Source organism: Streptomyces sp. NPDC048590 (genome assembly GCF_043199535.1).
Taxonomy (GTDB): domain Bacteria; phylum Actinomycetota; class Actinomycetes; order Streptomycetales; family Streptomycetaceae; genus Streptomyces.
Genome location: NZ_JBICWC010000004.1, coordinates 1 through 23,369, shown reverse-complemented (window position 1 = coordinate 23,369; position 23,369 = coordinate 1). Strand labels below are relative to the sequence as shown.

The window sequence follows — 23,369 nt, the reverse complement described above, 5'->3', positions numbered from 1 at the left end:
CGCGCTCCCGGTATCACCATGGTGGCTCCTGGGAGCAGGGCAAAGCGTCGCTCTACGGGGCGATACCGACCCTGGAAATCGTCGGGGTGGACCCCTGAGGCACCTCACGCGGGGACGGCCGCAGCCCGTTGCCCAGGTGCGACAGGTCGCCGGCGCCCGCCCGGTTGCCCCGGCGCAGCCGCGCCCGCGACAGCGGTACGACCAGCAGATGGGCCAGTGCGACACCCGCGGTGTTCAGGAGCAGCGAGTCGACGTCGACGACCTGGCCCGGCACCCCGGTCTGAGCGAGCTCGATGGCCATGGAGATCAGGGCGCCCGCAGCGACCGTACGGGCCAGCGAGGCCCAGGGGGACACCAGCAGCCTGCCTCCGGCCATCGGCAGCAGTATCCCGAGCGGCGCCAGCAGCATCAGCCCCTCGCCTATCCGGCGCCCCGCCTCGACGGGGCCCAGGGCGAGGTCCGCCCTGATGCCGGCCAGCGGCTGGAGGTTCGCAGCCGTCATCCAGGGGACGTCCAGCGGGCGCAGCGTCAGCCAGCCGACGAACAGAAGATGCGCGAGGAGGAGGAGAACTCCCGCCGCACGGAAGCGGATGACGGCCCGGCCGTCCGAACTGTGACGCACGTGCACCAAGACGCCACGACCGGCAGGATCGGTTCCGCGCGGCCGCGCGAAGGAGCTGTGACCCGCCCCACGGCCCGTCGTGCCCGATGGGACAGGACCCGCCCCCGACCGGACAGGCGCCGGGACCCGCCCCGAGCGGATCGTGGCGCCCCGCCTCAGGACAGCTCCGGCGACGCCCCGAGCGTCGGTACGTCCGAGGGCCGGCTCTTCGTCTCCGACGTGCACAGATAGCCGCGCGGTGCGTAGTCACCCGGCCCGCCGAGCGTCACGGAGCCCCCGGAACCGAGGGTGTCGCTGTCCGCGTACGTGCACACCACCTGTGCCAGCGCCTCCGGGGGCAGGTCGTCCGGCTGCTCGCTGAGGCGCAGCGTGCCCTCCGGATCCCCTTCCCGGGCATCGGACACCCGCAGTCCCATCGGCACGTTCGTGGAGAACCCGGCCCGCCGCTCCGCGCCGTCCGGCTCCCGCTGCAGCTCGGCGAGCAGCGTCTGCGCGACCAGGAGCCGGTCGGACCGGGACTCGTCCACCTCGACGGACCGCTCCACGGTCACCAGCTGCGAGGCACACGCCAGGTAGATCCGCAGCGGGACGGTGTCCGCCGGTGCCGTGGCCCCGGCCGACGTCGTCCTGCACGGCATCCGGGACGGCGCCGCCCCGGCGTCGACGGGCACCGAGGTGGTGCGGATCCCGCACCCGGCCAGCAGCGCCGCACCTGCCGCGAGCGCGGCCGGCACCACGACCGCCCGCCGGAGGGCCCGCGGGGCCCGGGTCCGTACGCCGGACATCACTTCGCGTCGCCCTTCTCGTCGCCGTTCCCGTCGGGGTCCTCGCCCTCCGGCGCGCCGGAGGCCAGAGCTTCGGCGTCCCGGGGGAGGCGCAGCACGAACACCGCGCCCTGGCCGTCCGGCAGATTTGAGGCGGTGATGTCACCACCGTGGATGTGGGCGTTCTCCACCGCGATGGAGAGGCCGAGACCGCTGCCGTCGGAGCGCGGGCGGGACGCGCTGGCCTTGTAGAAGCGGTCGAACACGTGCGGCAGGACCTCCTCGGGGATGCCCGGGCCGTGGTCGCGCACCTCGATGACGAGTTCGTCCTCGTCGGTCCGCACGGACACCCGCACCGGCGAACCGCCGTGCTTGAGGGCGTTGCCGATCAGATTGGCCAGGATCACGTCGAGCCGGCGCGGATCCAGCCGCACCATGATGCCGCGCTCCGCGTCCAGGTCCACCGCGTCCAGCCAGGCGCGGGCGTCGATGCAGGCCGTCACCTGGTCCGCCACGTCGACCGTGTCCAGGACGAGCCGGGCCGTACCGGCGTCGAAGCGGGTGACCTCCATCAGGTTCTCGACCAGGTCGTTCAGCCGACGGGTCTCGCTCACCACCAGATGCACCGCCGGGGCGATCATCGGGTCCAGGCTGTCCGCCTCGTCCTCCAGCACCTCGGCGACGGCCGTGATCGCGGTCAGCGGGGTCCGCAGCTCGTGCGACATGTCGGCGACGAACCTGCGGCTCGACTCCTCCCGGTCGCTCATGTCCGCGACCTTCTTCTCCAGCGAGCTCGCGGCCTTGTTGAACGTATGGGAGAGATCGGCGAGTTCGTCGTTGCCGGAGACCACGAGCCGGGTGTCCAGCTTCCCCTCGCCCAGCTTGCGGGCCGCGTCACCCAGCCGCTGGACCGGCCGCAGCACGGTCGTGGCCGAGGCCTGGGCGAGCAGCGCGGAACCCACGAGCGCCAGCGCGGTGGCGATGCCCAGGGACCACGCCAGCGAGCTGAGGTCCTCACGCTCCTGTTCCAGCGATTTCAGCATGTACCCGGCCGGGCCACCTCCGATGATCTTCGTCCCGGCCACCAGGTAGGGGGTGGATCCCCGCGCGGTCCGCTGCCAGAACAAGTGGTACTCAAAGGTGTTGCCCGAGGTCAGCGGCTGCTTCCTGTTCACCTGCCGCTGCAGGGAGGCCGGCACGTCCACCTTGGTGAAGGCGTCGATGTCGGAGGAACCGGCGACCGGCTTGCCGTCGTGGGTTCCGATCAGCAGCACGTGGTACCCGGGACTGCTGTCCGACATCTGCTCGGCCGTCTCCCGCAGTTCGGCCGCGGTGGGCTGCGGCGGCAGCGACGCCGCACGGTTCTGCATCTGCCGGCGGAAGTCGCCGAGCGCCGCGTCCTGCGTACGCGTCAGCACGGCCTCGCGGTTCAGCCAGTAGGCGATGCCCGACGCGGAGACCGCGGCGGTCAGGGCCACCAGCGCGAACACGACCAGCAGGCGCAGCCGCAGGCTGGTCCAGCGAAGCCCCGAGATTATGGAGCGCTTGGCGGTACCGCTCACTGAGGCGAGTCCAGCCGGTACCCCACACCACGCACGGTGCGGATCAGCGTCGGCGAGGACGGCACGTCCTCCACCTTCGCCCGCAGCCGCTGCACGCACGCGTCCACCAGACGTGAGTCGCCGAGGTAGTCGTGCTCCCACACGAGGCGCAGCAACTGCTGCCGGGACAGGGCCTGTCCGGGCCTGCGGCTCAGCTCCAGGAGGAGCCGCAGCTCCGTCGGCGTGAGCTGCAGATCCTCGCCGTTCTTGGTGACGGTCATGGCCGAACGGTCGATGACCACGCTCCCGAAGGTCGCGGAATCGGTCGACTCCCTCTCGCCGCGGCGCAGCACCGCCCGGATACGGGCGTCGAGCACCCGCCCCTGCACGGGCTTGACGACGTAGTCGTCCGCGCCGGACTCCAGGCCCACCACGACGTCGATGTCGTCGCTGCGCGCGGTCAGCAGGATGATCGGCAACTGGTCGGTGCGCCTGATCCTCCGGCACACCTCGAAACCGTCGATCCCGGGCAGCATCACGTCCAGCACCACAAGATCCGGCCGCTGCTCCCTGAGCAGTTCCAGGCCGTCCTCACCCGTCGCCGCGGTGGCCACACGATGGCCCTGGCGTGACAGCGAGAGTTCCAGGGCCGTGCGGATGGCGTCGTCGTCCTCGATCAGCAACAGGAAAGGCACGGGGGCCATTCTGGCCCATGGTGGTGCCACGTTTCGACCTTCCTTCCGACTTGATCGGCCGACATGGCCTGTGACAGGCCTGTGACAGTCGAGGGACAGGGCCATGAAACTGCCCCGGCAAGCTCGTTGGCACACGGAACGAACGGACTCCACCGATGGGGGGCGCCACATGAACGCACTGCACAGCACCACCTCAAGCGCAGTTGTCACGCGGCTCCACGACCTCGGCCGGAGCACCGAGAAGTCCGGCGCCGGAACACGGGGGCGGGTGCGTGGCGCGAGCCGTCACCACACGTCGTTCCTGGCGATGGTCGACGCGCGTACGGGGGACGACGGGGGAAGCGCGTACGGGGAGGTGCCGGGTGCGCGCAAGCACCTGGACGGCGTGGACGACGCACAGGACGCCGAAGCGGCGTTCACCGCCTACGTCCAGGAGCGCCGTGCCTCCCTGTACGCGACCGCCTACCACCTGACCGGCGACCGTTACGAGGCCGAGGACCTGCTCCAGAGCGCCCTCTTCTCGACGTACCGGGCCTGGGACAGGATCAGCGACAAGGCGGCGGTCGGCGGCTATCTCCGCCGCACCATGACCAATCTGCACATCAGCGCATGGCGCAGGCGCAAGCTCAACGAGTACCCGACCGAGGAGCTGCCGGAGACGGCCGGCGACACGGACGCGATGCGGGGTACGGAACTGCGGGCGGTGCTCTGGCAGGCGCTCGCACGGCTCCCGGAACTCCAGCGGACCATGCTGGTGCTCCGCTACTACGAGGGCCGCACGGACCCGGAGATCGCGTCCATACTCGACATCAGTGTCGGCACGGTGAAGTCGAGCATCTGGCGGTCGCTCCGCCGGCTGCGTGAGGACGAGGTCCTCAGCTTCGGCCGTGACGAGGAGGAGTCCTTCGGCGAGCTGGTGGCCTGAGGTCTACGGGGGGAACGGGGGAAAAAGGGGGAACGGCCGCGGCCTCGGGGGAGGCTGCGGCACGGGGGAGTGCGTGGCGGGGGCGGACGGGCCGGGGGGTCTTGTCCGCCCCCGCTCGCCGTTTCCCGCGCCCGCGGCTCGTCGCGGGGTTCACGCCTGAGACCCGACGGCTTCCGACGATCGTCGCGACAGCCCTCGGTCGCCTACTCCGGAACCGCCGCGCCCACGGGCGCCCTGCGGCAGCGCCCCGCCGCCGCGGCGGCCAGCCGCCCCAGGGCCTCCTGACGGCCGCAGGGGTACGCGCCCAGCGCGGTCTGGCGGGCCACGATGCCCCGCTCGGCCCGCATCAGCCGCCAGCCCCTGCGCAGCAGGAAGGGGACCGACTTCCGCCCCTCGCGCAGATCCCGCAGCAGCCGCCGCCGGAAGGTCGTCGAAGGCCTTCCGCGCAGGCACAGGGCGTCCGCGAGGAGCCCCAGTTCCTGGCAGCGCGCCACTATGTCCGCCGCGAAGATCCCCTCCGCGACGAAGAGCGGTGTGCGCTCGATGGCGAACGTCTCGCGGCCCGTCCTCGCACTCGTGGCGAGGTCGTACACGGGTACGGTCGTCCGCCCTGTGCGGCACAGCTCCGCCACCGCGGCGACGGCGCCGTCCGCGTCCCAGGAGAGAGCCGAGTCCCAGTCGATGTCCGTGCTGCCGGTGACCCGGGGCAGTGTCGGATCGTTGCCCTCCTTGTAGAAGTCGTCCAGACGCAGCACCGGCAGACCGCTGAGGGCTGCGAGGGACGACTTGCCGGAGCCGGACGGACCGGCCAGCAGTACGACGCGCGTGGGGATCGCTTGGGAACTCACAGAACAGAAGTGTGAGGCATTGACCCGCGTAGGGGATCCCCGGGAGGTCCTGTTGGTATCGAGCATCACACCTCAACTACTCTGCGCGCACGGATGATTACCCGACACGTCCCGATCAGGTGGGAAAACATGGCACGTCATGCACTGTCCAAGCCCCGGCGCCGCGCCCTGCTGCGCGCCGGGCTCACTCTCACCGCGCTCGGCGCGGCGCTCGGCGCCGGGGGAACGGCCGCCCAGGCGGCGGCGCCGACCGCGCCCGCCACCGGTTCGGACACCGCGGACAGCGCTCTCGGGGCGCTCGGTGAGACGGCTTCGCCCGCGTTGACGAGCGCGCTCGGCTACGGGCTGGCCGGGGCCCTCAAGCCCGTCACCGACCTGCAGATCGACCCGCTGGCCAACACGGGCGTCGACCCGCTGGACAACGCGGTGGGCGCGCAGATCGCCGACTTCAAGCCGGTGACCACCGCGCTGGTCACCGATCCGCTGACCAGCGGCGCCGCGCTCGGCGACCTGCCGGTGATCGGACAGGTGACCGACCTGATCACCCCTGACCTTCCGTAAGAAGCTGTTGTCCTACCCCGGTCGGGGCTGAGGCGGCAGGTGCCTCCGTCTCCGGCGTTGTCGTCGGTTGCCGACGCTCCGCGTCGACGCCCTCCTCCGCCTTGGATCCGAAGGCACCTGCCGCCTCAGCCTGATCCAACCGGAGTAAGGCAACAGCTTCTAAGGGCTGTCCGGTCCTTGACGCGCGTGTGGGGCCGCCCGGAGGCGGCCCCACACGTGTACGGCGTCAGTACGAGGAGCCGGAGGCTCCCAGGGCGCCCGTGGGGTGCCAGACCGTCTTGGTCTCCAGGAAGGCCGTCAGGCGCCGGGTGCCGGGGTCGGCCGACCAGTCCTCGGCGTCCACAGCCTGTGGATCGGTCGCGCCGTGCGCCTCACCGTCGGGGCCGTGGCCCGTGACGTGCCGGCGCAGGACCCGCTTCAGGTTGTCGGCGGCCGCGACCTCCAGCTCCTTCGCGAGCGCCGCGTCCGCCCCCGTGAGGTCGATCGCGTTGACGTCCTGATGGGCGGCGAGCGGGGCGGCCAGCTCCGCCGTCACGCCCGAGAGGATGTTGACCACCCCGCCCGGCAGGTCGGACGTCGCCAGGACCTCGCCCAGCGACAGCGCGGGCAGCGGCGAGGAGGCCGAGGCGACGACGACGGCGGTGTTCCCCGTGGCGATCACCGGGGCGACGACGGAGACGAGCCCCAGGAACGACGACTCCTGCGGCGCCAGGACCGCGACCACGCCGGTCGGCTCCGGCGTGGAGAGGTTGAAGAACGGGCCCGCGACCGGGTTCGCCCCGCCCACGACCTGGCCGATCTTGTCGGTCCAGCCCGCGTACCAGACCCACCGGTCGACCGCCGCGTCGACCACGGCCGCCGCCTTGGACTTCGAGAGCCCCTCGGCGTCCGCGACCTCCCTCACGAACTGCTCCCTGCGGCCCTCCAGCATCTCCGCGACGCGGTAGAGGACCTGGCCGCGGTTGTACGCCGTGGTGCCCGACCAGCCGCCGAAGGCCTTCCGGGCCGCGACGACCGCGTCACGGGCGTCCTTGCGGGAGGACTGCGGCGCGTTGGCGAGCCACCTGCCCTTGGAGTCCGTCACCTCGTACACCCGGCCGCTCTCGGAGCGGGGGAACTTGCCCCCGACGTACAGCTTGTAGGTCTTGAAGACGCTCAGACGCCGCTCGGCGGAGCCGTTGGTCGATTCGCGATCAGACATCGAGGTACGCCTCCAGGCCGTGGCGGCCGCCCTCGCGGCCGAAGCCCGACTCCTTGTACCCGCCGAACGGCGAGGCCGGGTCGAACTTGTTGAACGTGTTGGCCCAGACGACACCCGCGCGGAGCTTGTTCGCCACCGCGAGGATGCGGGAGCCCTTCTCCGTCCAGATGCCGGCCGAGAGGCCGTACTGACTGTTGTTGGCCTTCGCCACGGCCTCGTCGGGCGTGCGGAAGGTGAGCACCGACAGCACCGGGCCGAAGATCTCGTCCCGGGCCACGGTGTGCGCCTGGCTGACGCCGGTGAAGAGCGTCGGCGCGAACCAGTAGCCGGAGGAGGGGAGTTCGCACGGGGCGGTCCAGCGCTCGGCGCCCTCCGCCTCGCCGGTCTCGACGAGCGCGGTGATCCGGGCCAGCTGCTCGCCGGAGTTGATCGCGCCGATGTCGGTGTTCTTGTCCAGCGGGTCGCCGAGCCGGAGCGTGGAGAGCCTCCGCTTGAGGGAGTGCAGGACCTCCTCCTGCACCGACTCCTGGACGAGGAGGCGCGAGCCCGCGCAGCAGACCTGGCCCTGGTTGAAGAAGATGCCCGTGACGATGCCCTCCACGGCCTGGTCGACCGGGGCGTCGTCGAAGACGATGTTGGCGCCCTTGCCGCCGAGCTCCAGCGTGGCCCGCTTGCCCGTGCCCGCGATCTGCCGGGCGATGGCCTTGCCGACGGCGGTGGAGCCGGTGAAGGCGACCTTGTTCACGTCAGGGTGCTCGACGAGCGCGGAGCCCGCGTCCCCGTAACCGGTCAGGATGTTGACGACACCCCTGGGCAGTCCGGCCTGCCGGCAGATGTCCGCGAAGAACAGCGCGGACAGCGGAGTGGTCTCCGCCGGCTTCAGCACGACCGTGTTGCCGGTGGCGAGCGCCGGGGCGATCTTCCAGGCGAGCATCAGCAGCGGGAAGTTCCACGGGATGATCTGGCCGGCCACACCGAGCGGGCGGGGGTTCGTACCGTATCCGGCGTGGTCGAGCTTGTCGGCCCAGCCCGCGTAGTAGAAGAAGTGCGCGGCGACCAGCGGCAGGTCGGCGTCGCGGGTCTCCCGGATGGGCTTGCCGTTGTCCAGGGTCTCCAGGACGGCGAGCTCCCTGGAGCGCTCCTGGATGATCCTCGCGATCCGGAAGAGGTACTTGGCGCGCTCGGAGCCGGGCAGCGCCGACCACTTCCCGAACGCCTTGCGGGCCGCCTTCACGGCGCGGTCGACGTCCTCGGCGCCGGCTCTGGCGACCTCGGAGAGGACCTCTTCGGTCGACGGGCTGACAGTCTTGAAGACCTTGCCGTCCGCGGCCTCGGTGAACTCGCCGTCGATGAAGAGCCCGTACGAAGGGGCGATGTCGACGACGGAGCGGGACTCCGGAGCCGGTGCGTAGTCGAATGCGGATGCCATGGCGTATCAGTCCACCGTCACGTAATCGGGGCCGGAGTAGCGGCCGGTGCTGAGCTTCTGGCGCTGCATCAGCAGGTCGTTCAGCAGGCTGGAGGCGCCGAAGCGGAACCAGTGGTTGTCCAGCCAGTCCTCGCCGGCGGTCTCGTTCACCAGGACGAGGAACTTGACCGCGTCCTTGGATGTGCGGATGCCGCCCGCGGGCTTCACGCCGATCTGCACGCCCGTCTGCTCGCGGAAGTCGCGTACGGCCTCCAGCATGAGCAGGGTGTTCGCCGGGGTGGCGTTCGTGCCGACCTTGCCGGTCGAGGTCTTGATGAAGTCCGCCCCCGCCAGCATCCCGAGCCAGGAGGCCCGCCGGATGTTGTCGTAGGTGGACAGCTCGCCGGTCTCGAAGATCACCTTGAGCCGTGCCGAGCCGCACTCGGCCTTCACGGCGACGATCTCCTCGTACACCTTCAGATAGCGCCCGGCGAGGAAGGCGCCCCGGTCGATGACCATGTCGATCTCGTCGGCCCCGGCCGCCACGGCGTCGCGCACGTCGGCGAGCTTGACGTCCAGCGCCGCCCGGCCCGCCGGGAAGGCCGTCGCGACGGACGCCACCTTCACTCCGGAGCCCGCGAGCGCGGCGACGGCGGTGGCCGCCATGTCGGGGTAGACGCAGACGGCCGCGGTGCGCGGGGTCGTGCGGTCGGTGGGGTCGGGGTTGACCGCCTTGGCGGCCAGGGCCCGGACCTTGCCCGGGGTGTCCGCGCCTTCCAGCGTCGTCAGGTCGATCATCGAGATGGCCAGATCGATGGCGTACGCCTTGGCGGTCGTCTTGATCGACCGGGTCCCGAGGGAGGCGGCGCGCGCTTCGAGGCCGACGGGGTCGACGCCCGGCAGCCCGTGCAGGAAGCGGCGCAGCGCCCCGTCGGACGCGGTCGCGTCGGCGAATGAGGGAGCAGTGGTGGGCATGGTCACCAGGTGAGCATATCTACGCGCGTAGCGACCTGTACAGGGCCCTGTTCGTTCCGGGTCCTCCACAGGCCGGGCGAGGCCGCGCCCCACCGGCCGCGGCTCTTCAGGCAGAATCGGGGCCATGACGAGCCCCACTCCTCCCGCCGAGCCGACCCACGCCGAGCGGACCTACCGTTCGGGCGCCGGGCTGGTCGGCGGCGCGCTGCTCATCCTGCTGGTCGGCTGGATCGGCGGCGACGCGGTGGTCCAGGGGGAGGGGCGCGCCCCGTGGCTCGCGCTGGCGGCGCTGCTCACCGTCATCCCGCTGATCGTGGCGTTCACACTGCGGCCGGCCGTCTTCGCCGACGAGGAGCGGATCCGGATCCGCAACCCGTTCCGCACGATCGTGCTGCCGTGGACGGACGTCTCCTCCGTCCGCGCCTCCTACTCGAGCGAGGTCTTCACCCACGAGGGCGCCAAGTACCAGCTGTGGGCCGTCCCCGTCTCGCTCCGCGAGCGCAAGCGCGCTGCCCGCAAGGCCACCCAGCAGGCCCACGACGACCCCTACGGCCGCGCCTCCGTGCACGCCGACGTCCGCGACTCGCAGGCCCGCGCGGCGGCCGCCGACCGTACGGTCGACGACCTGCGGGAGCTCGCCGAGCGCGCGGAGGCCCGCAAGGAGACCGGCGCGGTCACGGCGTCGGCGCGCTGGGCCTACGAGGTCATCGCCCCGGCGGTGGTCGGGGCCGTGCTGCTCGTGGTGCTGCTCGCGATCGGCTGAGCGGAGCGCCCCACCCGTGACGAAGGCCGGCCCGGACCGCCGTCCGGCGCACCGGTGTACGAGGTGTGCCCTAGGGGCTACATCCCGATGAAAACAGACCGCCTGACCCGTTAGGGGGCCCACGGCCCGCGGGTGCCTCCATAGATTGCGCTTGCCGCCCCGACGTCCGGGCGGGGCTGCGGGGGTGGGGGCGAACATGACAGGTGCCGACGGTGGCGGCAGAACGGACACGGCGGGCGCGCGCTGCCGGATCGACACGGACGGGGACGGTCGCTTCGCCTGGCGGATGGTGGCACAGAACGGCCGGGTCGTCGCGGTGTCCCCGGGGGCCTTCGGGACGTACACCGACTGCCGTGACGCCTTCGAGGAGCTGAGGAAAGGGTTCGAGGAGCAGGCCGGGGCGGTGCAGCACACGGTGTCCGGGAACGGCTGGGTGTGGTTACTGAGACGGGCGGACGGCCGCAGCACCGCCGTCTCGGCCCGCGCGTACGAACGCCACTCGACCTGTCTGGCGGCGTACGAGCGGTTCCGCAAGCTGCTCGGCCGGGTGGGCGAGGACACCGGAAGTTGCCTTTAGGGCGCCCCTCGTTCACATCACGGGGCGCAACGGTTCATCGCCCCCCGTGAGCGTCGTCCGGGTGACGACACGAACGCAGGAGCGAGCGGTACCGGCCGACGGGGCCTCCGCGACGCCCGACGTCCCCCGGCGGCTGCACGCGGACCCGGGCATACCCGACCGCGTGTTCCGTACGGTGGCCCGCGGCGGGGGCGGCCTGGTGCTGGCCGTGATGCTGCTGGTGGGCGGATTCCTCCTCTACCGGGCCTGGCAGGCGCTGGAACGGGCCGGCTGGTCCTTCCTGACGACCGAGGCCTGGGAGCCCGACGCCGGACGGTTCGGGATCGCGGCGGTCCTCATCGGCACGGTCCTCATCGCCCTGACGGCGATCGTGGTGGCCGTACCGCTGGCCCTGGGAGCCGCCCTCTACATCTCCGAGTACGCGCCGCCCCGGCTGCGCCGCACCCTCATCAGCGTCGTCGACCTGATGGCGGCGGTCCCTTCGGTGGTCTACGGGCTCTGGGGACTCTTCTTCTTCGAGGGGGCGGTGCTGCCCACGGCCCGCTGGATCGCCACCTACCTGGGCTGGTTCCCGCTCTTCCGGGTGGACGGGGCGGATCCGTCCGACCCGCTCGCCCCGGAGACCGTCTACACCTCCTCGACCCTGGTGGCGGGGATCGTCGTCGCCCTCATGGTCGCTCCCATCATCTGCTCGGTCATGCGGGAGGTCTTCTCGCAGGCACCGGCGGGCGAGAGGGAGGGCGCGTACGCCTTGGGTGCGACCCGCTGGGGCATGATCCGCAGCGTCGTCCTGCCCTTCGGCAAGGGCGGCATGATCGGCGGCACCATGCTCGGCCTCGGCCGCGCCCTCGGCGAGACCATCGCCGTCTACCTGATCATCTCGCCCGTCTTCGAGATCCAGTGGCACGTCCTGCAGAACGGCGCCAGTTCGGTTGCGGCCCTGATCGCCCTGCGCTACGGCGAATCCAGCCCCTTCGGGATGTCGGCGCTGATGGCCGCGGGGCTCGCGCTGTTCCTCCTCACGCTCGTCGTCAACTTCGCCGCCTCGTCGATCGTCGCCCGCAGCCGCTCCGGCGCCTCCACGTAGGCCGGCCTCCGAGACGCCCGCCGGCCCCGCCCGATCCGACGCCACGCCCCAGGGACACCGCCTGCCATGACACTTGCTCCCGAACCACCGCCCGGCACCGCCGACGCCCCGCCCGCCACTCGGTGGAACGCCCTGCCGACGCCGGGTGTCCCGGCCGCCCGCCCTCCGTCACGCACCGTGCTGCCCGCCCGGGCGGGCAGCCGCGCGGCCGAGGAGAAGCGCTCCCTGGCCGCGACCCGGCCGTCCGACCGGTTCGCACTGGTGGGCGCCGCGGCGGCGGCGCTGAGTGTGACCGGGCTGCTCTTCGGGCGGATGCTGCCGTTCGACGGGGCGGTCGGATTCGCCGTCGTCGCCTATGTGCTGTTCCTCGGGGTCTACGCCCTGCTCGTGTCGTTCGACGAGGACGGCCCGGCGATCCGGGACCGGCTGGCCGGGGTGCTGGTCCGCACCATGGGGCTGATCCTGCTGGTGGCCCTGGGCTTCGTCATCGTCTTCACCCTCTGGCGCGGCCGTGAGGCGCTGCCGCACGCCAACTTCTTCACCCAGGACATGCAGTTGGCCGGCCCGCTCGACGGACTGGGCGTCGGCGGAGTGCTGCACGCGATCGTCGGGACGCTACAGCAGATCTCGCTGGCGCTGGTGGTGACCGTTCCCGCGGGACTGGTCTGCGCGGTCTTCCTCAACGAGGTCCCGGGCCGCTTCGCCCGCTTCGTGCGCACCATCGTCGAGGCGATGACCGCCCTCCCCTCGATCGTGGCCGGCCTGTTCGTCTACGCCACCTTCATCCTCGCCTTCGGGTTCGACAAGTCGGGCCTGGCGGCCTCCCTCGCGCTGTCCGTGATGATGCTGCCGATCATCATCCGGGCCGCCGACGTGGTGATCCGCCTCGTCCCCGGCAACCTCCGCGAGGCCTCGTACGCGCTGGGCACCTCGCGCTGGCGCACCGTGTGGCACGTGGTGCTGCCCACCGCGAGGTCCGGGCTGACCACGTCCGTCATCCTCGGCACCGCCCGGGGGGTGGGCGAGACCTCTCCCGTCCTGCTCACCGCCGGTTTCACCGCCGAGCTCAACGCCGACCCGCTCTCCGGCCCCCAGGTCTCGCTGCCGCTGGCCACCTTCGAGTTCGTCAAGTCGCCCGAACCCGACATGATCGCGCGCGGGTTCGGCACGGCGGCGACCCTGATGGCGCTGGTGCTGCTCCTCTTCGTGATCGCCCGGGTCATCGGCGGACGCGACCCCGGACAGCTCACCAAGGGGCAGACCCACCGCCGGGTGCTCGCCTCCCGCCGCGACGCCGAGCGCTTCGCGAGCCGCACCGCCGCCCGCACCTCTCCCGCACAGCCGCTCGCCGACACCACCAGGAGTACTCCGTGAGACCCGTGACCATGTCCCGGCCGGCCCTGGTGCTGGCCGCGCTGCTCTGCGCGCTGCTCGCCGCAGGCCAGCCGCCCGCCCGGGCGGCCTCGTACAGCAAGATCACCGGTGCGGGGTCGACCTGGAGCTCCAACGCCCTCGACCAGTGGCGCCGCAACGTCGCCTCCAACCTCGGGATGACCGTCAACTTCGCGGCCACCGGCTCCTCCAACGGCCGCGAGCAGTTCAAGAACGGCACCGCGGACTTCGCGGTCTCGGAGATCCCGTACGGGCTGAAGGAGGGCGGCGTCACGGACGCGCCCCCGACCCATGAGTACGCCTACATGCCGATCGTGGCCGGCGGCACGGCCTTCATGTACAACCTGAAGATCGGCGGCAAGCGGGTCACCAACCTGCGCCTGTCCGGCGATGTGCTCGCCAAGATCTTCACCTCGAAGATCACCCGGTGGAACGCCCCGGAGATCAAGGCCGACAACCCCGGCCTCACCCTGCCGAGCAGGGCGATCATCCCCGTGGTGCGCTCCGACGGCTCCGGCACCTCGGCGCAGTTCACCACCTGGCTGGCGAAGGAGCACGGCTCCACCTGGAACGACTTCTGCCGGAGGGCCGGAAGGGCCACGCCCTGCGGGATGACGTCCTACTTCCCGAGCGCCTCGGGCACCTCGCAGATCGCCAAGTCGGGCTCCCTGGGCGTCTCGGGCTACGTACGGCAGAACCACGCCGAGGGCGCCATCACCTACGTCGAGTACTCCTACGCCCTCAAGGCAGGCTTCCCCGTCGCGAAGGTGCTCAACGCCTCGAACTACTACGTCGAGCCGACCGCGGCCAGCGTCGCCGTGGGTCTGATGGGGGCGCGGATCAACTCGGACAAGGGCTCCAGCAACTACCTCACACAGATCCTCGACGGCGTCTACCGGTCGCAGGACGACCGGACCTACCCGCTGTCCAGCTACAGCTACATGATCGTGCCGACCTCCCTGGAAGGCGCCAAGAACCCGCTGACCGAGGCGAAGGGCGCGACGCTGGCGGCGTTCTCCAACTACTTCCTCTGCGACGGCCAGCAGCAGGCGGAGGAGCTCGGCTACTCGCCGCTGCCCAAGAACCTCGTCCAGGCGGGGTTCGACCAGGTGCGGCGGATCCCAGGGGCGCCCGCCGGGAAGATGAACATCAACGACTGCCGCAACCCCACCTTCTCCTCGGACGGCACCAACACCCTCGCCAGGAACGCGCCCCAGCCGAAGGCCTGCGACAAGAAGGGCCCGACGCAGTGCGCCACCGGCACCGCGGGCGCCAAGCAGACCACTCCGGTCAGCCAGAACGCCACGGGCGGCTCCGGCGGCTCTTCGGGCGACTCGGGCGGCGGTGGCTCGGCCACCGGCGCCACGGGCGGCCAGGGCGGAGCCGGCACGTCCGGGGGAGGAGCCGACACCGACGGCGACGGGACCCCGGACGCCCAGGAGTCGGCCGCCGCCGACTCGGGCGGCGCGTCCGGCGGGGTGATCGACCCGGACACCGGCGAACTGATCAGCGACGGAGCGGGCGGCGACTCCTCGGTCGTCGCGAACCCCGTCAGCCTCGCCGCCGACGACTCCCTCGGTCTCAGGGGCGCGTTGATGATCCTGTCCGCCCTGCTGCTGGTCGGCGTGGTCGTCGGCCCCCCGCTCATAGCCCGCGCCCTGTCCGCACGGGCCGGCCGCCGCGAAGGAGACCTGACATGAGAGGCGTACGCGGTCTCGTACGAGCCCGCTCGCACCCGGCACGGCGCACCACGGCGGGCATCGGAGCGCTACTCCTCGCCCTCGTCGTCGCCCTGGTGCCCCTGCCGCGATCCGGGGACCGCGCCGAGGCCGCCGAGGCGGACAGTTCGGCGATGACACTGCCCGGCACCAAGGGCCCGTACGACGACTTCTCCTCGCTCAGGGTGACCGTCCACCAGACGGAGCACCTGAGGAACCAAGGGCTGGAGGTCAGCTGGACGGGCGGGAAGCCCACCTCCGACGACTCCGCGATCGCCAACTTCCTGCAGGTCATGCAGTGCTGGGGGGACGACCCCGCGGGGCCCGGGCGTGAGCAGTGCGTGTTCGGGTTCAACCAGCCCGGCGGGGAGGCCCGCGACACCTGGAACCGGCGGCTCGTGGCCGGCTCGGACCCGGGGGAGACCGAGTACACCCAGGACAACGGCAACTTCTCGCCGTTCGTGCCGTTCCGGCCGGTCGAGGGGGCAGCCACCGACTCGGAGAGCGACACGACCTACTTCGGGCCGAACGACACCAACGCGGAGTCCATGCTCAAGACCGGTGCGGACGGCACGGGGTCCGCGATCTTCGAACTGCACACGGCGCTCCAGGCCCCGCATCTGGGGTGCGGTGCCGTCGACGCCTCGGACACGCGGAGCACACCGCGCTCCTGCTGGCTGGTCGTCGTGCCGCGAGGGGAGTACGAGATCGAGGGGGACCGGAACGGGAAACTCGACACCTCCCCGCTGAGCCGGACCAACTGGGACCGGCGCATCGTGTTCCCCCTGGGCTTCGACGCGGTCGGTGACACCTGCGAACCGGACAAGGCCGAGCGCAGGATCATCGGTTCGGAACTCCTGACCGACGCCATGTCCTCCTGGCAGACGGTCCTGTGCACCGGTGGGGACACCCGCTTCAGCTTCACCCAGTCCGGCGAGGACCGTGCGCGGGCCGCCGTCACCCAGCCCTCCGCCACTTCCCCCGGACTGGCCGTCACGGTCGATCCGGTCGAGCCGGTGGACGGGGCCGCCACCGTGGTGCACGCCCCCCTGGCGGTGAGCGGGCTCGCCCTCGGATTCCTCTGGGAGGACTCGGGCAGGGAGGTGGAGTGGGTGCGTGAACTGAGGATGACCCCCCGCCTGCTCGCCAAACTCCTCACCCAGTCCTACGTCACCGGGGTCAGATTCTGGAGCGTGGACACGGTGGGGCCGCCCGGCCATCTGGCCGGAAATCCCGAATCGCTGCTCAGGGACCCCGAGTTCCTGGCGCTCAACCCGGTCATGGAGGGCCGGGCCGAGAGGTCCGTCCCGTACGGAATCGTCCTGCCCGGCGAGAATTCCGACACGAACCGCCTCATGTGGCGTTACCTCCAGTCGGACAAGGACGCCCGGGAATTCCTGAACGGGAAGGAGGACCCGTGGGGCATGAAAATAAATCCGTACTACACGGACCTGGCCCTCGGCGCCGACGCTCCCGACCACTTCCCCAAGGCCGACCCCACCGAGACGCGCGTCGACGGGACGAACGGCATGTGGGCCATGTACACCGGAGCGGAGATCGTCCCGTACGCCGAGAACCTGCACGACGCGGCGCAGCGGGTACGGCGCGGATACAGCGGACAGACGACGGATGTGAGCCTCTGCCAGGAGTGCGCCTCCGGCGGCAAGCTCACCGGTGAGCGCCGGGGCCAGGGCGGCAGGCGGGTCATGGGCCTGTCGGACGTCGCCTCCGCCGACCGGCTCCGGCTGGATGTCGTCGCCCTGCCCAACGCCGACGGGGAGTTCGTCAAGCCCACCAACGCCTCCCTGCTCAAGGCCGTGGCCACGATGAAGGACTCGGCGGTGCCCGGCGTGAAGGCGCCGGACCCCGCACGGGCCACCGGCGGCGCCTACCCGCTCACCGCCGTCGCCTACGCGGCCGGATCGGTGGACCGGCCCGAGGCCGAACGCGAGGACTACGCCCGGATGATCCGCTACGCGGCCGGTGCCGGACAGACCCAGGGCCTGGTCCCGGGCCAGTTGCCACCGGGATACGCCCCGCTGCCCGCCGCGATGCGGGAGCAGGCGGTCAAGGCGGCTACGGACCTGGAGAAGGGCGTCGTCACGGCGCCCGCCGGAAGCTCGGGCGCGGAGGGCGGCTCCTCGGCCGGCGGTGACGGAGCCGGTACGGGCGGTGGCCTGTCGCAGGCCGGCTCGGACAGGGCGGACGCGGGTGGCGCCACCACGGTCGGCGGCGGCGCCGACGCGTCGGCCGCCCCGGACGGGTCGGCGCCGCCCGGCACCTCGGCCGGCTCGGGACAGGAGAAGACCGTCGCCTCCTCCGGCGGACTCACCCCCGCTGACATCCTCGGGGCCGTCCGGTGGGTGCTCCTCGGTGTGCTGATCGCCGGCGCGGCGGCGGCCCTCGCCGGGCCGGTGATGCTCCGCCTGTCGGTACGCAAGGCGGCCGTGACGGCGGACTGACCGGCGACGGACGTGAATCCCCCGGAATTCCGAGGCGGAATATCCGGGGGATTCTCGCGGCGCTCAGGAAATCCCCTAGGTGTCACCTAGGAAATGGTTCCTTAACCTGATCGGAAACTGGGCTTGGTGGTCGCGCAGGGGCGTTTGGGGAATTGTTTGCGGTGGCCGGAAGGAAGTCGGTCGCACGGAAATTTCGAATTGTGCGTGCGCGTCCATTGTTTGTGTTTCGTCCTTGATGGAGGAGAACAGAAATGAACGTCAAGACCAGTGTTCGGGTCGGTGCTGTCGTGGGTGCCGTCGCTCTGGGCATGGGCATCATGTCCCCCGTCGCCTCGGCCGACCCGGGCAGCCCCACCGACTACCGGGTGCTCGCCGGGGTCGGCTCCGACACCACCCAGGACGTGGCCAACGGTCTCGGTGAGTTCATCGACGACGGCGCCCTGATCGCCTCGTACGACGCGACCGGTTCCAGCACCGTCAAGACCCGCGCCACCGGCTGTTCGATCGCCCGCCCCAACGGCTCGTCGGCGGGCATCACCGCGCTGAACAACGCGGTCGACAACGCCACGGGCTGCGTCGACTTCGCGCGCTCCTCCCGCGGCCCGGCCACCACCGGCACCGACCTCACCTTCATCCCCTTCGCCGAGGACCAGGTGACCGTCGCGGTCCGTGACGACAGCGCCCTGAACAACAACCTGGACCTCACCAAGGCGCAGCTCAAGAGCATCTACGAGTGCACCACGACCACGCTGAACGGTGTCACCCTGACACCGCTGCTGCCCCAGGCCGGCTCCGGCACCCGCTCCTTCTTCCTCGCCGAGATCGGCAACCCCACCCTGGGTTCCTGCGTCGGCACGATGCAGGAGCACAACGGTGTCGAGCTGGACACCGCCGGGGACATCGCCCCTTACTCCGTCTCCCAGTACAACGCCCAGGTCAACGGCGTCGTTCTCGACCGGCACGGTGACACCGTGCTCGGCAGGATCGGCGGCAGCCAGATCGGCCGCGACGTCTACAACGTCGTGCCCACCTCCGAGCTCAGCGACCCGGTGATCAGCTCGACCTTCGTCGGCGCCGGCTCCGAGGTCTGCTCCGCGACCGACGTCATCGAGTACTACGGCTTCACCCCGATCGACGACTGCGGCTCGACCGGCCTCAAGGGTGAGAGCTGATCACCACCGTGCCGTGACCCACTCCAGCCGGGCGCCCCTTCGGGCGCCCGGCCCCACGCCGTATCCGAGAAGAGACAACCGACCCCCAGGGGGACTCGCACATGAACGGCCCCGCACCACTCCGCTCACCGGTGGCACTGCTCAGCGCCCTGGCGCTGGTCTGCGGCCTGTCGGCAGCCGCGCTCACCGTCCTGACGACGCCCGCCCACGCCGCCGCCGTGGGGGGAGCGCTCACCGTCAGCCCCACCAGCGGCGACCTCACCACCAAGCCCGCCGTCGGCGGAGGGCAGTTCGACGGACTGTGCCCCGCACCGTACCGGGCGACCGAGGAGGGCAAGAGCACCAAGGTGGTGCTCCAGCTGGAGCGCCCCGACGGCACCTTCAGCGGGCTCGCACTCGCCCCGTTCAACGTCACGGAGACGGCGTCCAGCAGCTCTTTCACGGTGAGCGGGGTCACCTACGCCCTCGGCTCCAGACTGGGAACGGGACAGACCACGGGCAGGTTCGCGCTCGTCGCGCGCTGCGCCCTGACCTCGGCGCTCTATCTGCAGGGCCAGGACTACCGGGTCCCCATCGACGTCACGGCGGACGGCTGGCGCGTCGCCGAGCCCGGCGCGGCGACGGACGTCCAGGTGACCTCCGAGGCCGTGGCCGTCCCCGACAGCGACAAGCTGAACGTCAGGACGAGCGTCAGCATCACCCCGGCCACCGCGGCGGGAACCGCGACGATCCTGCTCGGTCGCGCCACGGAGTCCGGTGCGGCCGGGGCGACCGTCCCCGTCGTCGGCGGCAAGGCGGAGTTTGTCACCGAGACCCCGTACGAGCCGGGCACCGAACTCCTCGTGCAGGCCCGCTTCAACCCAGCCGACCGGGTGGCGAACGAGCCCTCGTCCACCTGGTCCACGTACACCGTTGCCAAGTCCGCCCCGAGCCAGAGCGCGACCCCGACCGGCACCCCCACCCCGACCGGCACCCCCACCGGCACGCCGACCGACGGTCCTACGGATGACCCCACCGACGAGCCGACCGAGCCCGCCGACCTCGACGTCACCGACGAGGAGGGCAACGTCCTGGACGCCGAACCCGTCCTCGAAGCCGGCCAGAAGGTCCTGATCACCGCCCGCGGTTACGGAGAGGACGCCACGGTCAAGGCCACCCTCAGCGGCAGCGAGGCAGAGTTCACCGACGCCACGGCGGACGCCGAAGGCACCGTGAAGGACTACGAGTTCGCCGTCCCCGAGGACATCGCGGACGGCGACCACACCCTCACCCTGGCCGAGGACGCCGCCGACGGGCACAGCGTCGCCTTCGCCTTCGTCACCGGCGAGCAGGAGAACCCCACCCCCGACCCGAGCGACACCACCGGCACGGACACCGCCGCCACGTCTGGCGGCGACACCGCCGGCTCCGGCGGCGGCTCCGACGGCACCACCGGTTCCACCGGCGGACTCGCCTCCACCGGCAGCGGGATCGCGGCCGTCGCTCTCGGCTCCCTCGCCCTGCTCAGCCTGGGTGCGGCCTGTGTCATCCACGTACGCCGCAAGGGCCTGCTGAACTTCGGGGCCCCCGCAGGCCACTGACCGCCCGGGTCCGGGGCGTGCCGCGCTCGCCCCGGACCCACCGCCCACCCACCAGCCACCACAGGAGCGCAGCGACCGTGACTGTCCTGAGCCCGCCCCAGCCCGCCCCCGAGGCGCGGGCGAAGGCCCCCGAACCGCGCAGGGCCCCGGCCCCCGGCAGTCCGCCCGGCCGGCCCGGCCTCGCCCTGGCCGGCGGCGCCCTGTGCGTGCTCGCGGCGGTCCTCCTCGGATTCGCCGCCAACCTCGCACTCCTCGGCCACCTCCAGCACTCCCGCGACCAGCAGACCGCCTATGACGAGCTGCGCGGACAACTCGCCCTGGGAACGGCCCCGGTGGGGCAGCGGACCTTCGACGGCAAGCCCCTGGGGATGGGAGCGCCGATCGCCCTCCTGCGGATCCCCGCGCTCGGGCTGCGCGAGGTCGTCGGCGAGGGCACCACCTCCGAGGTGCTGATGTCAGGGCCCGGCCACCGCCGTGACACCCCGCTCCCGGGGCAGTCCGGCACCGCGGTGATCATGGGCCGCCAGTGGGGATACGGCAGTCCCTTCCAGTCCCTGCACAAGCTCCCCGTGGGCGCGTCGGTCGAGATCACCACCGGTCAGGGCAAGGCGGTCTACCGGGTCACCAGAGTCCGGCGCCCCGGCGACGACCTTCCCGCACCCCGCGCCCAGGGACAGGGCCGGCTGACGCTGATCACCGCCACCGGAGGCCCCTACACGCCCTCCGGCGTCCTGCGGGTCGACGCCGAACTCACCACGCCGGTACAGCCGAACCCGCCCCGCGAGATGCGGCCCGGATGGATCAGCCCGGCCGAGGAACCGCTGGCCGGGGAGAGCGGTGCATGGCTCGCCGTCTTCCTCTGGGCCCAGGCCCTGCTCGTCGCAGCCCTCCTCGCCACCTGGGCCCAGCGCGTCTGGGGCCGGTGGCAGACCTGGATCACAGCCGTACCGGTGCTCGGCGCGCTCGGTGTCGCCCTGGCCGGCGCCGCCACACGCCTCCTGCCCAACCTGCTGTGACGCGTCCACACCCTGAACGAGGAGTACCCGCCCATGACCGACGCCGCCGTCGACACCCTGACCCTGCCCCGGACACCCGCCGCGCCGGGCTCCGCGCTCTCCGCCCCCGCGTCGCTCGAAGCCGACGCGATCTCCGCCTGGTTCGGCGATCACAAGGTCCTGGACCGGGTCTCGCTCACCATGCCCTCCCGCGAGGTCACCGCTCTCATCGGTCCCTCCGGCTGCGGCAAGTCCACGTTCCTGCGCATCCTCAACCGGATGCACGAGCTCATCGGCTCCGCCTCCCTCGCCGGCCGGGTCCTCCTCGACGGCCAGGACATCTACGACCGGGGAAGGCGCCTCACCCACGCCCGCCGCGAGATCGGCATGGTCTTCCAGAAGCCGAACCCCTTCCCCGCGATGTCCCTCTACGACAACGTCCTGGCCGGCCTGAAGCTCAACGGCGTCAAGGCGTCCAAGGACAGCCGCGACGACCTGGTCGAGGAGTGCCTGACCAAGGCGGGCCTCTGGAAGGAGGTCCGGGACCGGCTCCGCCAGCCCGGCGGCGCGCTCTCCGGCGGCCAGCAGCAACGCCTCTGCATCGCCCGCTCGCTGGCGGTCCGCCCGCGCGTCCTCCTGATGGACGAGCCCTGCTCGGCCCTCGACCCCACCTCCACACGGCGCATCGAGGAGACGATCCACGACCTCAAGGAGGAGGTCACCATCGTCATCGTCACGCACAACATGCAGCAGGCCGCCCGCGTCTCCGACACCTGCGCGTTCTTCCTCGCCGAGCTGGGGACCCCGGGAGTGATCGTCGAGCACGGGCCGACCACGGACATGTTCGAGTCACCCCAGGACCCCCGGACCTCCGACTACGTCAACGGCCGCTTCGGATGAGAAGGGGCCGGTCCGCCGCCCCCGCCGCGACCGCGCTGCTGCTCCTGCTCCTGGCGGCATGCGGTACGGGGCGGGATCTCGAGGGAGAGGCCCGGCAGCCGAGAGTGCCGCGGTCCGCCCCGCCCGTCACGGCCGGCTCGCCCGTCACCCCGCCGTCCACCGCCACCACATCACTCGCGCCGGCGCTCTCCGCCCCGCCGGCGTCCGGGCCCGCACCCCGACCGGACGTCACCACCCCCGGCCCCGGCGAGATCACCGGCCCCGGCCTCTCGCGCGGGGAGAGGCCGGCGCCCGTGCGTGCCGCGGAGGCGGACACCGGCGCCGCCGCCCCGGTCCTCGGGGCCACGAGGGCGGCCTCGGCCTCCCCGCCCCCGGCCGCCTCCCGGGGCACGGCGACCGTCCTGCGGATCGGTGACTGGTCGGCACGCGTGGTCAGGGGCGGCCAGGAGACGGTGGACGCCTGCCAGGACGCGGTCCAGTGGTCCGGGCCCGCGTTCGGCACGGAGAGCGGCTACCGGATCCATTCGCAGTGCACCGGGCCTCAGCCCGGTGGTGAAGCGAATCTGGGAGTTGCTCTGACCTCGGCTGTGGGTACGGATCCGCGCTGTTCACCTCGGCCGGGTCAGTGCGGCCGGTTCTGCTGCTCGATGTACTGCTTCACGATGCTGAGCGGCGCACCGCCGACGGACCCGGCGAAGTACGAGCCGGACCAAAGGCGTTGGGCCCGCCAGTAGTGGCGCACGAGGTCGGGGAACTCTTGGCGGAGCCTGCGCGAGGACACGCCTTTGAGGGAGTTCACCAGCCTGGACACGGCGACCTTCGGCGGGAAGTTCACCAGCAGGTGGACGTGGTTGTTCTCGCCGTTGAACTCGACCAGCTCGGCCTCGAAGCCCTCACACACGGCCCGCATGGCCTTCTCGCGCCGCGTCGGGTGCCGGTCGGTGAATACCGGGTGTCGGTTCTTCGTCAGGGAAGCCGGGTGGACGTGCATGCGGAAGACACAGTGACGGCCCGTACGAATGTTCGCGTCGACGCTCGTAACCTCACTGCGTAGCGTGATCTTGTGCAGCTTCGGTACAGCTTCCGCGTGTACCCGAGCGCCGGTCAGCGCGCAGCGCTGGGCAGGGCGTTCGGGTGTGTGCGGGTGGTCTACAACGACGCGCTCCGCGCTCGGGAGACCGCC

Annotated in this window: 23 protein-coding genes; 13 read left to right on the top strand and 10 right to left on the bottom strand. The window is 71.6% G+C overall.

Going from position 1 to position 23,369, the window contains the following annotated elements:
- Positions 1 to 52 precede the first annotated feature (52 nt).
- The 4 genes from ACGFNN_RS12330 to afsQ1 form a co-directional block, all read right to left on the bottom strand.
- Positions 53 to 628, bottom strand: a complete 576-nt coding sequence (locus ACGFNN_RS12330) for a VanZ family protein (protein WP_393555166.1) — start codon at positions 626 to 628, stop codon at positions 53 to 55.
- A gap of 149 nt (positions 629 to 777) precedes the next feature.
- A complete protein-coding gene (locus ACGFNN_RS12325; RefSeq protein ID WP_393555164.1) occupies positions 778 to 1,407 on the bottom strand; it encodes a hypothetical protein in 630 nt (209 codons plus the stop codon).
- Complete coding sequence (locus ACGFNN_RS12320) at positions 1,407 to 2,948, bottom strand: ATP-binding protein (protein ID WP_393555162.1); 1,542 nt, start codon at positions 2,946 to 2,948, stop codon at positions 1,407 to 1,409. Before ACGFNN_RS12320 ends, ACGFNN_RS12325 begins: the two co-directional genes overlap by 1 nt.
- The gene (gene afsQ1, locus ACGFNN_RS12315; protein WP_015578482.1) at positions 2,945 to 3,622 is read right to left on the bottom strand and encodes a two-component system response regulator AfsQ1; all 678 of its coding nucleotides are present in this window, start codon (positions 3,620 to 3,622) and stop codon (positions 2,945 to 2,947) included. The genes ACGFNN_RS12320 and afsQ1 overlap by 4 nt, the downstream gene beginning before the upstream one ends.
- Positions 3,623 to 3,791: 169 nt before the next feature.
- Between afsQ1 and ACGFNN_RS12310 the strand changes: the two genes are divergently transcribed.
- Positions 3,792 to 4,547 (top strand): SigE family RNA polymerase sigma factor, encoded by a 756-nt coding sequence (locus tag ACGFNN_RS12310; RefSeq protein WP_393555160.1) that lies wholly within the window; start codon positions 3,792 to 3,794, stop codon positions 4,545 to 4,547.
- Between the two features lie 203 nt (positions 4,548 to 4,750).
- Here the strand turns inward: ACGFNN_RS12310 and ACGFNN_RS12305 are convergent, their stop codons facing one another.
- Positions 4,751 to 5,461 carry a uridine kinase gene (locus ACGFNN_RS12305; RefSeq protein WP_362538819.1) on the bottom strand — a complete coding sequence of 237 codons (711 nt, stop codon included), beginning with the start codon at positions 5,459 to 5,461 and terminating at the stop codon, positions 4,751 to 4,753.
- Between the two features lie 63 nt (positions 5,462 to 5,524).
- On the opposite strand from ACGFNN_RS12305, the gene ACGFNN_RS12300 reads away from it, so the two are divergent.
- Entirely contained in the window at positions 5,525 to 5,956 is a 432-nt protein-coding gene (locus ACGFNN_RS12300) for a hypothetical protein (protein ID WP_362665935.1), read from the top strand.
- A gap of 226 nt (positions 5,957 to 6,182) precedes the next feature.
- Here the strand turns inward: ACGFNN_RS12300 and ACGFNN_RS12295 are convergent, their stop codons facing one another.
- The 3 genes from ACGFNN_RS12295 to deoC are packed head-to-tail and all read right to left on the bottom strand — an operon-like array spanning position 6,183 to position 9,540.
- Positions 6,183 to 7,157 carry an aldehyde dehydrogenase family protein gene (locus tag ACGFNN_RS12295; RefSeq protein WP_393555157.1) on the bottom strand — a complete coding sequence of 325 codons (975 nt, stop codon included), beginning with the start codon at positions 7,155 to 7,157 and terminating at the stop codon, positions 6,183 to 6,185.
- Positions 7,150 to 8,586: an aldehyde dehydrogenase family protein gene (locus ACGFNN_RS12290; protein WP_393555155.1), complete on the bottom strand. Its 1,437-nt coding sequence runs from the start codon at positions 8,584 to 8,586 to the stop codon at positions 7,150 to 7,152. The genes ACGFNN_RS12295 and ACGFNN_RS12290 overlap by 8 nt, the downstream gene beginning before the upstream one ends.
- A gap of 6 nt (positions 8,587 to 8,592) precedes the next feature.
- Positions 8,593 to 9,540 carry a deoxyribose-phosphate aldolase gene (gene deoC, locus ACGFNN_RS12285; protein WP_362539227.1) on the bottom strand — a complete coding sequence of 316 codons (948 nt, stop codon included), beginning with the start codon at positions 9,538 to 9,540 and terminating at the stop codon, positions 8,593 to 8,595.
- Between the two features lie 124 nt (positions 9,541 to 9,664).
- On the opposite strand from deoC, the gene ACGFNN_RS12280 reads away from it, so the two are divergent.
- From ACGFNN_RS12280 to pstB, 10 genes are all read left to right on the top strand, one after another.
- Positions 9,665 to 10,303 (top strand): PH domain-containing protein, encoded by a 639-nt coding sequence (locus tag ACGFNN_RS12280; protein WP_393555153.1) that lies wholly within the window; start codon positions 9,665 to 9,667, stop codon positions 10,301 to 10,303.
- Between the two features lie 196 nt (positions 10,304 to 10,499).
- Complete coding sequence (locus ACGFNN_RS12275; protein ID WP_393555151.1) at positions 10,500 to 10,880, top strand: hypothetical protein; 381 nt, start codon at positions 10,500 to 10,502, stop codon at positions 10,878 to 10,880.
- 61 nt (positions 10,881 to 10,941) lie between these two features.
- Positions 10,942 to 11,967 (top strand): phosphate ABC transporter permease subunit PstC, encoded by a 1,026-nt coding sequence (gene pstC / locus ACGFNN_RS12270; RefSeq protein ID WP_393555149.1) that lies wholly within the window; start codon positions 10,942 to 10,944, stop codon positions 11,965 to 11,967.
- 66 nt (positions 11,968 to 12,033) lie between these two features.
- Positions 12,034 to 13,341 carry a phosphate ABC transporter permease PstA gene (gene pstA, locus ACGFNN_RS12265; RefSeq protein ID WP_393555147.1) on the top strand — a complete coding sequence of 436 codons (1,308 nt, stop codon included), beginning with the start codon at positions 12,034 to 12,036 and terminating at the stop codon, positions 13,339 to 13,341.
- Positions 13,338 to 15,059, top strand: a complete 1,722-nt coding sequence (gene pstS / locus ACGFNN_RS12260) for a phosphate ABC transporter substrate-binding protein PstS (protein WP_393555145.1) — start codon at positions 13,338 to 13,340, stop codon at positions 15,057 to 15,059. Before pstA ends, pstS begins: the two co-directional genes overlap by 4 nt.
- A complete protein-coding gene (locus ACGFNN_RS12255; RefSeq protein ID WP_393555143.1) occupies positions 15,056 to 17,539 on the top strand; it encodes a hypothetical protein in 2,484 nt (827 codons plus the stop codon). The genes pstS and ACGFNN_RS12255 overlap by 4 nt, the downstream gene beginning before the upstream one ends.
- A gap of 251 nt (positions 17,540 to 17,790) precedes the next feature.
- The gene (locus ACGFNN_RS12250) at positions 17,791 to 18,711 is read left to right on the top strand and encodes a hypothetical protein (RefSeq protein ID WP_393555141.1); all 921 of its coding nucleotides are present in this window, start codon (positions 17,791 to 17,793) and stop codon (positions 18,709 to 18,711) included.
- 101 nt (positions 18,712 to 18,812) lie between these two features.
- The gene (locus tag ACGFNN_RS12245; protein WP_393555139.1) at positions 18,813 to 20,291 is read left to right on the top strand and encodes a hypothetical protein; all 1,479 of its coding nucleotides are present in this window, start codon (positions 18,813 to 18,815) and stop codon (positions 20,289 to 20,291) included.
- A 77-nt stretch (positions 20,292 to 20,368) separates the two neighbouring features.
- Complete coding sequence (locus ACGFNN_RS12240) at positions 20,369 to 21,307, top strand: sortase (RefSeq protein ID WP_393555138.1); 939 nt, start codon at positions 20,369 to 20,371, stop codon at positions 21,305 to 21,307.
- Positions 21,308 to 21,340: 33 nt separating this feature from the next.
- Complete coding sequence (pstB, locus tag ACGFNN_RS12235; protein ID WP_393555136.1) at positions 21,341 to 22,186, top strand: phosphate ABC transporter ATP-binding protein PstB; 846 nt, start codon at positions 21,341 to 21,343, stop codon at positions 22,184 to 22,186.
- Here the strand turns inward: pstB and ACGFNN_RS12230 are convergent.
- Entirely contained in the window at positions 22,167 to 22,688 is a 522-nt protein-coding gene (locus ACGFNN_RS12230; RefSeq protein ID WP_393555134.1) for a hypothetical protein, read from the bottom strand. The two genes, pstB and ACGFNN_RS12230, sit on opposite strands and share 20 nt — an antisense overlap.
- Positions 22,689 to 22,808: 120 nt before the next feature.
- Complete coding sequence (gene tnpA / locus ACGFNN_RS12225; protein WP_393556211.1) at positions 22,809 to 23,246, bottom strand: IS200/IS605 family transposase; 438 nt, start codon at positions 23,244 to 23,246, stop codon at positions 22,809 to 22,811.
- 3 nt (positions 23,247 to 23,249) lie between these two features.
- Here tnpA and ACGFNN_RS12220 point away from each other — a divergent pair.
- Positions 23,250 to 23,369, top strand: a 120-nt coding sequence (locus tag ACGFNN_RS12220; RefSeq protein ID WP_393556210.1) for a helix-turn-helix domain-containing protein, incomplete at its 3' end; no start/stop codon positions are given.

Excerpts from the sequence above, each read along its gene's own strand:
- ACGFNN_RS12295 (WP_393555157.1), bottom strand. The coding sequence starts at position 7,157 with ATGTCTGATCGCGAATCGACCAACGGCTCCGCCGAGCGGCGTCTGAGC.
- ACGFNN_RS12290 (WP_393555155.1), bottom strand. The coding sequence starts at position 8,586 with ATGGCATCCGCATTCGACTACGCACCGGCTCCGGAGTCCCGCTCCGTC.
- ACGFNN_RS12255 (WP_393555143.1), top strand. The coding sequence starts at position 15,056 with ATGAGAGGCGTACGCGGTCTCGTACGAGCCCGCTCGCACCCGGCACGG.
- ACGFNN_RS12305 (WP_362538819.1), bottom strand. The coding sequence starts at position 5,461 with ATGCTCGATACCAACAGGACCTCCCGGGGATCCCCTACGCGGGTCAAT.
- ACGFNN_RS12310 (WP_393555160.1), top strand. The coding sequence starts at position 3,792 with ATGAACGCACTGCACAGCACCACCTCAAGCGCAGTTGTCACGCGGCTC.
- ACGFNN_RS12300 (WP_362665935.1), top strand. The coding sequence starts at position 5,525 with ATGGCACGTCATGCACTGTCCAAGCCCCGGCGCCGCGCCCTGCTGCGC.
- deoC (WP_362539227.1), bottom strand. The coding sequence starts at position 9,540 with ATGCCCACCACTGCTCCCTCATTCGCCGACGCGACCGCGTCCGACGGG.
- ACGFNN_RS12250 (WP_393555141.1), top strand. The coding sequence starts at position 17,791 with ATGAACGTCAAGACCAGTGTTCGGGTCGGTGCTGTCGTGGGTGCCGTC.
- ACGFNN_RS12275 (WP_393555151.1), top strand. The coding sequence starts at position 10,500 with ATGACAGGTGCCGACGGTGGCGGCAGAACGGACACGGCGGGCGCGCGC.
- ACGFNN_RS12280 (WP_393555153.1), top strand. The coding sequence starts at position 9,665 with ATGACGAGCCCCACTCCTCCCGCCGAGCCGACCCACGCCGAGCGGACC.
- pstB (WP_393555136.1), top strand. The coding sequence starts at position 21,341 with ATGACCGACGCCGCCGTCGACACCCTGACCCTGCCCCGGACACCCGCC.
- ACGFNN_RS12325 (WP_393555164.1), bottom strand. The coding sequence starts at position 1,407 with ATGTCCGGCGTACGGACCCGGGCCCCGCGGGCCCTCCGGCGGGCGGTC.
- ACGFNN_RS12245 (WP_393555139.1), top strand. The coding sequence starts at position 18,813 with ATGAACGGCCCCGCACCACTCCGCTCACCGGTGGCACTGCTCAGCGCC.
- pstA (WP_393555147.1), top strand. The coding sequence starts at position 12,034 with ATGACACTTGCTCCCGAACCACCGCCCGGCACCGCCGACGCCCCGCCC.